Raw genomic sequence first — 6,415 nt, 5'->3', positions numbered from 1 at the left:
CTTGGTCAGTTATAGTTATTGTATCACTACTTTCTGAAGATGCTGAGCTCGAAGATGCGCTTTTATTTGAGCTTGAAGAGCTAGTTGAAGATGATGAGCACCCTCCAAACACTGGCACCATTGTTGCTATTAATAGTGCACATATTAATTTTTTGAATTTTTTCATTCGTAAATTCCCCTTTCCTATAAAGATTTATTAATTAAATTTGGTATTTCATCTCTATAAATTCGCCCTGAAAACCCCTCATGTGGCAAAGATATAAAGTTGGAATCAAGTGGACAAATTGGTCTATATAGAGGATCTGCTATAATAGTTTTTGAATTTTTTAAAGCTTCTTCTATATCGTCCTCATATGTTTTTAATTTATCTCCTTCTAAAAGAAGGTTTTTGTCTGTTTCTAATGTCGAAATCACATTTACAGTTTTATTTTTTTCTGTCGAAATTGCATATGCTAGAGATTCTGACATTATACTTTCCCCTACAATTGTAATTTGTGGATTTTTGTCTATTTTTCTATTTATATAAGATATCTTGTTTTCTTTTGTAATAATTGCTTCTTTTAAATCTACTACTATCTTTTTAGCAAATTCTTTTCCAAATGGTGTTCCAACTATATATGGAATATTAAACTTTTCATACATATATTTTGCAGCTCCCATACCAGAATAAGAAATAACTAAGTTTACATCTGTATTTACTGCATTTTTTATATCTTCTAAAGTACTACCCATAGCCCATGTGCTTATTACATCAAAATCATTTTCTTTTAATAAATCTACAGTAGATTTAATACTATTATTTATAGAGAAGTCCAGTGGAGTAGCCCCCAATATATTCACTCTGCTCTTCTCTGCCCTACTCTCCTTATCGTTTCTCTTTAGAAACCTTTTGGATAATGTTTCAAAAGCCTTATATGAACCACTTACATAAGAGTTCATGCCAGTCGTATTAAATCCAAATGTAGGTATGTTCGTTTCATTTTCAACTATGTTTGCAATAGCTTTAAAATCAGTACCTATCATTGTAGGAATCGGTGTACCTGCTAGTGCTATAAATTTAGGATTTAATTCTTTTGCAGTATATATTATATCGTCTATAAACTTTTGATCATCACCCATTATAGCCTCCATCTCAGATATTCCCGAAATGTATACCATGCTGTCGAAATCATACCATCTAGGTTCATCGTGTGTGTTATATGTCGAATTACATCCTGATGCATCATGCATTACACAAAGTCCACCGAGTTCATATAATGCTGAACATACTCCAAATGTATCAGCTGAATAAATCGATATTCTACTTGCGATTTGTTTCATAATTTTCACACCCCAATCCCTTAAATTGTATTAATTTCTTCATGTCCTTTTCGTTTAAAAATGCATCTACCATAAGATTAGATAGTTTTTCTATTGAGCTAAATCCATACATTCCTCCACCTTCAACTATATTTACAAAGTTATTTGAACCTGTAAAATAAGCTGCTTTTTGCCCTAAAGCCAAGATTTTTTTATCTGTATGTCTTTTTACAAAACGCATCTTTACATGCACAGTTGCATAAATTTTTATATTTGGATAATTTTCTTTAATATATTTAAAATCTTCTTCTTCCTCATTTATAAAGCTATCTGCATATATAGAAACTACATTAAAATTATATTTTAAAAGTAGTTTAGCAAAGCTAAGCGGTCTAATTGTAAAAGTGTAGTCTATAGAAATAGGCGTGTCTTTTATAATTTCTTTTGCATTTTTTAAAGCTTTTTCTGCATTAGTTTCATTTTCTTTAAAATCTATTTTATCTATATTTAAAGCTTCACAAAGCTTATATAGATTTTTTTTAATTTCATCAAAATCATAACTTAATGAAAGATAAAGATATCTTTGGTCTAACTTGTCTTTTAAATACCTTCCCGCTTCTAATGCTGCTGGATTATATATTATATTTAAAAATGCTCTGCCCATATCTTTATATTCTCTATAGTCTTTTGTTCTTGGAACTTCTCTAAGTGTAAATTTGTTTTCTTTTATAATTTTTACAAGTTCGCTGTCGTCGTCTGTTTTGTAGTTATTTCCGATTATATTTACACTGTTATAATCTGTATCGCATTTATCTATAAGACTGTAGAGTTGTCTTCTCATAATTTGATCTGGTGTAAGTCCGCTTTTTCTTATAATCGGATTCATATAACAATCTGTAAATTCTATGTCTGGGTATTTTTCTCTAAGTTTTTTATATACTAATTTTAAATCGCATCCTATAAAGTGGTGTATGCAGCTAGTATATAAAAGTATTGCTTTTGGAGTATATGAAAGCTTTGAAAGTATTTCTCCAATTGATTGTATTATCAAATCTTCTGTATCGCCTTCTAAAATATTATTTTCTCTTACTATTATATTTGAAAACCTGTCTATTGCATTCATCTCAGCAGCAGTTAAAACTACTCCACGAAGACAACTCTGCGCACATACAAATACTTCATGTGCCTCTGGTATTAACATCCCTGTATGAGCTATATTCCAAGGTCCTCTAGCAGAACATGAAAACTCAAGTCTAGATTCAAATGGCGATGGAAACTTTGCATCTTTTGCCAAAACACAAATATCATTTTCATCTTTTAAAACTTGTCTTTCTACACGCTTCAACATTTAGCTTCCTCCTTTGTGTCAGGGTTACTTGGTTGTTCATCATCTGCATCTTTATTATATTCTCTTAATTTTTTGTCTTTTGATATTTTATATCCAAATGATTTTAATAGATTATCTGCTAGAATTTCGTATTCTTTTGCCATGTTGCTTTCTGGAAATGATTCTAATACTGTCTTTTTATTTTCTTCTGCTACTACTACAATTTCATCTCTATCTAATGTGCCTATTAATTTTGAATTTATATTTTTTATAAATTCATTTACCTTTTCTTCTTCATTTTTTATATTTCTTTTATTTAAGATAACTCCGCCTAAAGTTGCATATCCTCTGTTTTTAAAATTATCTATAGCTGTAGCTATATTTAAAGCGGCATGAAGTGACATATACTCGCCTGATGTTATTATAAATATTTTGTCGGCATATCCACATCTCATAGGCATCGAAAATCCTCCACAGACTACATCTCCAAGCACATCATAAAAAACTATATCTGGTTTATAAGCTTCATATGCACCTTTTTGCTCTAATTTTTCAAGAGCTGTTATTATGCCCCTACCTGCGCAACCCATTCCCGGAGTGGGCCCTCCCGCTTCGACACACAATATTCCATTATACCCCTCAACTACCATTTCATTTAATTCAAAATCGTCCTTTTTTTTGCGAACTAAATCTAAAACAGTATTTATTTCACTGCCATTATGTAGATTTGTTGTGGAATCGGCCTTTGGGTCACACCCTATCTGCATAACTTTTAATCCCTTTTTAGATAAAGCTACTGATAGGTTTGAAATTGTAGTAGATTTACCTATTCCCCCTTTTCCATAAACCGCTATCTTTATCATACTTAACTCCCCCTTAAATCTATTTATATATTATTTCGAGATTTTTATTTTTTAAATTCAACTTGAGAATATATAGCCTTTACACTTACCCCTTGTAAAAAATTAAGTTGTGATACTAATGTCTGTATAACATATTCTGGAGCATCTAAAGTCACGTTTATAATCGATATTCCTCTATCTTCATAAGGCATCCCCATTCTGCCTATTATGTATTTTTTATTTTTGCTAAGTAATTTATTTATCTTTTCAGAAACATCAGAGTGATCAGTTATTATAGATACTACTGCAACTTTTCTCTCTGTAGAAATTTCATCTCTATCAAGAAGTATGTCTATATCGCTATTTTTTGTTATTTTAAGCGGTATAACATCTTTTAATATATTGTTTGGAGTTTCTATTTCACCTATTACTGCCTTTACTCCAAATGCTCTTTCTATGTTTTTTTCTGTTATAACTTCTCTCGTCTCTCCAAACAAATACTTGCCACTTTTGCTTAGTAAAAACGACTTATTCGCCCTTTGTAGAGCATGTGTTGGATAGTGAGTATTAAAAATACAACTTATGCCTTGATTAGATAATTTAGTCATTGTATCTAATATGAGAAGTTGATTTTTAAAGTCGAGATTTGACTCTGGCTCGTCTAAAATAAGTATCTTTGGTTCTGATACTAATGCTCTTGCAATCAACACCATTTGGAGCTCTCCACCACTTATTTGTGAACATTTTTTATGAGCAAATTTAGTTAAATTCATCTCATCCATGACCTTATGCACAATTTCTAAGTCTTGTTCTTTTGGAAGTGACAACATACTAAAATGACTGCTTCTTCCAAGCAGAACCATCTCCTCAACAGTATAGGCTGCTACTGTAGATTTTGCTTGTGGAACATATGCAATATCTTTCCAAAGCTTTTTGTGAGGTATATCTCTTATATTTTCTCCATCTAATGTCGATTTTCCACTATTCCATTTTAAAAATCCCATTATACATCTGAGTAAAGTCGTCTTTCCAGCCCCATTAGGTCCAAGTATTGCAACTAAGTCCCCAGGCTCTACTGAAAAGTTTATATTTTCTAATAGATTATCTTTAGAATGTTTATATGAAAAACATCCATTTTCAACTGAAAGTATCATAGTTGCCAACCTCCGCTTCTTCTCATAAGAATTATAAAAAATGGTGCTCCCACTATTGCTGTAAGTATCGAAATTGGAATTTCAGTTGCAACTAGACTTCTAGCAATTGTATCGACTATAACCATAAATACTGCACCTATACTTATTGATGCTGGCACTAAAGAAAGATGGTTATTTCCAAATTTCATCCTACACATATGAGGTATTATTAGACCTACCCAACCAACTTGGCCGCACATAGACACACAAGAACCTGTAACTAAAGTTGCCGCTATTATAGTTATTGTTCTAAGTAATTTTATATTAGTTCCTGATGATTTCGCCTCATCTTCTGATAGCATCAATATATTTAATCTCCAGCGAAGTAGATAAAGCACGAAAATTCCGACTATTATAAATGGAGCCCCTAAAAGTAAAGTCTTATAACTAGCTGATGCCAAACTCCCCATAAGCCAATAAGTTATAGCTGGAAGTTGTGATTCAGAATCTGCAACAAATTTTACAAAAGATACAAGTGCAGAAAACAACGATCCAATCATTATCCCAGCAAGCACAATTGTATTCATATTGTGCCCTCTACCCGTCCCTGATATATAAGTAAGCCCGACTGCAATTATTCCAAATACAAGTGCACAAAATTGTATTCCTAAAAGACCAAAGCCAAGTAATATACCAAGTGCTGCTCCAAAGCTCGTCCCTGATGCAACGCCTAGTGTATCAGGTGTCGCTAGTGGATTTGAAAACAAACTTTGAAATGCACATCCTGCAACAGAAAGCCCAGCTCCAACAAGAAGTGCAAGTATTATCCTAGGAAATCTAATCGTCCAAAGTACTATTTCGTTTTGAGGATTTACACTGTATTCATATCCGAATTTTTCAAAGGCTGACTTTAAGACTTCCACAGGGGATATAACCATTCTACCTATTCCCATTGCCAAAACTACTATTACAATTGGAAGTATTATTAAAATCATTCTCTGAAACCATGATAAACTCCCTACAACCTTAAACTTATTTTTCATATATAATCCCCCTAAAAATCTATAGAAAATACTTCTTTATATAATTTATCTATAAAATATAAATATAATTTCTTTACAATTAAAAATAGCTATGCCAGTGGCATAGCTAAGTAATTTGCATCTACAAAATATCGCCTTCCACCTTAATTTTAAATTTTGGTGTCAGAAATAAAATAATTAAAATGATAATTATTCTTCATTATAAGGTAGATTTTTATCATCTTTTAAATCAGTTATAATTATCTATTATTTTATTATTCCTATTTTCAATTATCAATTTTTATAAAGATTCAAACAATATTTTCCACATTTATACAAAAAGTATAGCACATGAATTTTGAAATGTAAACTTATGCAAAAAAATTGAATTTTAAACAAAAAAAATTATAAGAAATAATTCTTATAATTTTTTACGTTCTATATATATGTTATGTATTAAAAATACGATTATTCAGTCTCAGTGTCATCAAGTAAATTATTTTCAGATAAATATGATAAAAATGATAGTCCTAACATTATAACTACTAATAAAGCTGTTATTAAAATAATTGCCATCTTTTGCGCCCCTCCTTTTATATAATGATATAATCAGTTTTTGAACTAAATATGAATTAATTTAATTTGTATAATTTTATACAAATATATATTTTAATTAATATGTTCAAATAAATCTTGATTTTATTTCCCTAAATTCCTGCAAACCTTTTCTATATTCATATTATAATATTTTGTTTATTTTTACAAGTAAATTTTTTGTTAATATTTTCTTTC

Annotated in this window: 5 protein-coding genes; all 5 read right to left on the bottom strand. The window is 30.5% G+C overall.

Annotated features, from left to right (window positions below; translation table 11 throughout):
- Positions 1 to 183: 183 nt before the first annotated feature.
- The 5 genes from I4U58_RS12025 to I4U58_RS12005 are packed head-to-tail and all read right to left on the bottom strand — an operon-like array spanning position 184 to position 5,644.
- Positions 184 to 1,320 (bottom strand): nitrogenase component 1, encoded by a 1,137-nt coding sequence (locus tag I4U58_RS12025; RefSeq protein WP_195931587.1) that lies wholly within the window; start codon positions 1,318 to 1,320, stop codon positions 184 to 186.
- A complete protein-coding gene (locus tag I4U58_RS12020) occupies positions 1,301 to 2,647 on the bottom strand; it encodes a nitrogenase component 1 (RefSeq protein WP_195931586.1) in 1,347 nt (448 codons plus the stop codon). The genes I4U58_RS12025 and I4U58_RS12020 overlap by 20 nt, the downstream gene beginning before the upstream one ends.
- Entirely contained in the window at positions 2,641 to 3,489 is an 849-nt protein-coding gene (locus tag I4U58_RS12015; protein ID WP_195931585.1) for a nitrogenase iron protein NifH, read from the bottom strand. Before I4U58_RS12015 ends, I4U58_RS12020 begins: the two co-directional genes overlap by 7 nt.
- Before the next feature lie 44 nt (positions 3,490 to 3,533).
- Positions 3,534 to 4,622 (bottom strand): TM1266 family iron-only hydrogenase system putative regulator, encoded by a 1,089-nt coding sequence (locus tag I4U58_RS12010; RefSeq protein ID WP_195931584.1) that lies wholly within the window; start codon positions 4,620 to 4,622, stop codon positions 3,534 to 3,536.
- Positions 4,619 to 5,644, bottom strand: coding sequence for an iron ABC transporter permease (locus I4U58_RS12005; protein ID WP_195931583.1), 1,026 nt, complete (start codon positions 5,642 to 5,644; stop codon positions 4,619 to 4,621). Before I4U58_RS12005 ends, I4U58_RS12010 begins: the two co-directional genes overlap by 4 nt.
- Positions 5,645 to 6,415: the final 771 nt, after the last annotated feature.

Source organism: Clostridium sp. 1001270J_160509_D11 (assembly GCF_015667935.1).
GTDB lineage: Bacteria > Bacillota > Clostridia > Peptostreptococcales > Peptostreptococcaceae > Intestinibacter.
This window is presented reverse-complemented; position numbering and strand designations above follow the sequence as displayed.

Excerpts from the sequence above, each read along its gene's own strand:
- I4U58_RS12010 (WP_195931584.1), bottom strand. The coding sequence starts at position 4,622 with ATGATACTTTCAGTTGAAAATGGATGTTTTTCATATAAACATTCTAAA.
- I4U58_RS12015 (WP_195931585.1), bottom strand. The coding sequence starts at position 3,489 with ATGATAAAGATAGCGGTTTATGGAAAAGGGGGAATAGGTAAATCTACT.
- I4U58_RS12020 (WP_195931586.1), bottom strand. The coding sequence starts at position 2,647 with ATGTTGAAGCGTGTAGAAAGACAAGTTTTAAAAGATGAAAATGATATT.
- I4U58_RS12025 (WP_195931587.1), bottom strand. The coding sequence starts at position 1,320 with ATGAAACAAATCGCAAGTAGAATATCGATTTATTCAGCTGATACATTT.
- I4U58_RS12005 (WP_195931583.1), bottom strand. The coding sequence starts at position 5,644 with ATGAAAAATAAGTTTAAGGTTGTAGGGAGTTTATCATGGTTTCAGAGA.